The sequence below is a fragment of the Candidatus Nitrosarchaeum limnium BG20 genome, assembly GCF_000241145.1.
Lineage (GTDB): Archaea > Thermoproteota > Nitrososphaeria > Nitrososphaerales > Nitrosopumilaceae > Nitrosarchaeum > Nitrosarchaeum limnae.
In genome coordinates, this window is the sequence record NZ_AHJG01000125.1 from 1 (window position 1) to 1009 (window position 1009).

A 1009-nucleotide genomic window follows, 5' to 3' on the forward strand; every position below is an offset into this window, starting at 1 on the left:
AACTTCATCTTTCTTTACTTCTTTTCCTTTCTTAACTTCTTTAGCATCTTTCTTTACTTCTGGTTCATCCTCATATGGCGAAACCAGAACATATCCTTCATCAGTTTTACTCATTCTGACTCTAATTTTTCGTGGAGGACTACGAACTCCTCTTGACCAAATAATATGAGCCAAATCTTCTTCAATTTTGATTTCTTCTGTTTTCATATGATGACGAGCAAATTCTTTAATCATGTTGATAGCTCGTGGTGCACGATGTGTATCTACTGAAAGTAATACTTTACCCAAATTGATAGTGTATACTCTTTCTAATTCTTGAGACAACTATCCTACCTCCACATCAGTTGATCTCCAAGCTCTACGCTTTGGATTTGATCTAACAGTTCTTTTTGTCCTTAGAATAATCCAAGCTGGTACAGGTGAAGTCTGTCTTGTCTTTCTTAACAGACGGATTTTTCTTGGGGATGACTTTCGTGCAGCCATGTTTTTCAGGCACGAAGAGCTCTTTTTAAATGAATCTCAGAAATTTAGGCGAGTCACTATTTGTTTTAGGATTCTAGCAGACGCACCCCAAACAATTTTGTTTTGAAACTCAAATGTGTACATTTCTTGAATTATGTTATGAGATGGATTTCTATCATCTGCCATAGTTTTCAAAAATGGTTCTAGGGGGATATGAAAAATTGTTTTTACCTCAGCGTTAGCCGATAGAGATTCTACATTATCAACTATAGAAACAAAAGGTAGAATTGTAAAACCCGAGTTGAGAGTCATGACAGGTTTTAGTTGTCCTATCACTTGATTTTTAGAGATCCTCAGACCTATTTCTTCTCTGGTTTCACGTAATGCAGTCTCTAAAAGATCCGAGTCATCGGGATCAAGTTTTCCTCCAGGAAATGAAATCTCACCTGCATGAAATTTTAAATTTTCTGGTTTTTCAGTCATTACAATAATTGGTTCCTTGCCATAAATCACAACAAGTACTGATGCAAGTTTGTTTGTACCGTTA

General features: G+C 36.0%; 3 protein-coding genes. All 3 read right to left on the bottom strand.

Annotated features, from left to right (window positions below; translation table 11 throughout):
• The coding region (locus tag BG20_RS04150; protein ID WP_010191285.1) for a 50S ribosomal protein L31e at positions 1-324 on the bottom strand (324 nt) is incomplete at its 3' end.
• A complete protein-coding gene (locus BG20_RS04155) occupies positions 325-483 on the bottom strand; it encodes a 50S ribosomal protein L39 (protein WP_010191286.1) in 159 nt (52 codons plus the stop codon). It lies immediately after the preceding gene.
• Between the two features lie 36 nt (positions 484-519).
• On the bottom strand, positions 520-1009 hold a 490-nt coding region (locus BG20_RS04160), incomplete at its 5' end, for an NUDIX hydrolase (RefSeq protein ID WP_010191287.1).

Bases quoted from the DNA above. Each gene is read 5' to 3' on its own strand.
- BG20_RS04155 (WP_010191286.1), bottom strand. From the start codon at position 483: ATGGCTGCACGAAAGTCATCCCCAAGAAAAATCCGTCTGTTAAGAAAG.